Genomic DNA, 1,105 nt, shown 5'->3' with positions numbered 1-1,105 from the left:
CGCCTACTGCAAAGCCCGGCGGAATCTACCGTTGCAGATGGTCAGCAACGTGGCAAGGCAAACGGGACGGCTAATTGTTGCGCGCACGCCTGACGCATGGCACTGGCGAGGCCGGCGAGTCAAGCTAGTCGATGGAACGACGGTAACATTGCCCGATACGCCAGAGAATCAGACAGTTTATCCCCAACAGATGAGTCAAAAACCCGGATTGGGTTTTCCAATTGCGCGAATGGTAGGACTCATTTGCCTGGGGAGTGGCGCTGTGCTGGATGCGGCCATGGGCCCATTCAAAGGTAAGGGAGGTAGTGAGCATGCGTTGTTTCGCCAGTTACTCGACAGACTAGAGCCGGGCGACGTGGTGCTGGCTGATCGCTACTACTGTAGTTATTGGTTGATCGCCATGCTGTTGGCCATAGGAGTGGATGTGATTTTTGGGCAGAACGGTGTACGCAAAACCGATTTTAGGAAAGGCATACGACTCGGCGCTCGCGATCATATCGTCGAGTGGTCAAAGCCCTGTCAATGTCCAGACTGGATGGAAAAGACGCAGTACGAGCACTTCCCAAAAACATTGAGCATCCGCGAAACCAAGGTTGCCAGTAAGGTGCTGGTAACAACTTTGCTATCGCCTAATGATGCGCCCAAATCCGAGCTATCGGAGCTGTATCAACAGCGGTGGCACGTAGAGCTCGATTTGCGAAATATCAAGACCACCCTGGGCATGGAGACTTTGTGTTGCATGACACCACAAATGAACGAGAAGGCAATGTGGGTCTACTTCCTGGCCTATAACTTGATTCGTTTGCTGATGTGCGAAGCAGCGCTGCAGGCAGAGATATTCCCCCGGCAGATCAGCTTCAAGCATACACTGCAGGTTTGGGCAGCCTGGAGCCGCCACCCTTGGGAAACCGTGGGATACGAACAAACCGGCATGCTGTTTGTGTTGATAGCCGAACAGCGCACGGGCAACCGTTCAGGCAGAATCGAGCCAAGAGCCGTGAAAAGACGGCCAAAACCTTACCCAAGATTGATGAAACCGAGGGGGCAAGCATGTGATGAAATCCGTATGCACGGTCACCCAAAAAAGCTTAAGTAAGTGCCATTC

1 protein-coding gene is annotated in these 1,105 nt (G+C 53.1%); it reads left to right on the top strand.

Annotated elements, in window-relative coordinates:
• A partial coding sequence (locus tag C8R34_RS16200; protein WP_132467163.1) for an IS4 family transposase occupies window positions 1-1,096 on the top strand: 1,096 nt, incomplete at its 5' end.
• Between the last annotated feature and the right edge of the window lie 9 nt (window positions 1,097-1,105).

It is taken from the genome of Nitrosomonas sp. Nm84 (assembly GCF_003201565.1).
Lineage (GTDB): Bacteria > Pseudomonadota > Gammaproteobacteria > Burkholderiales > Nitrosomonadaceae > Nitrosomonas.
The sequence above is the reverse complement of the archived record's forward strand: the minus strand, read 5'-3'. Positions and strand labels throughout refer to the sequence as shown.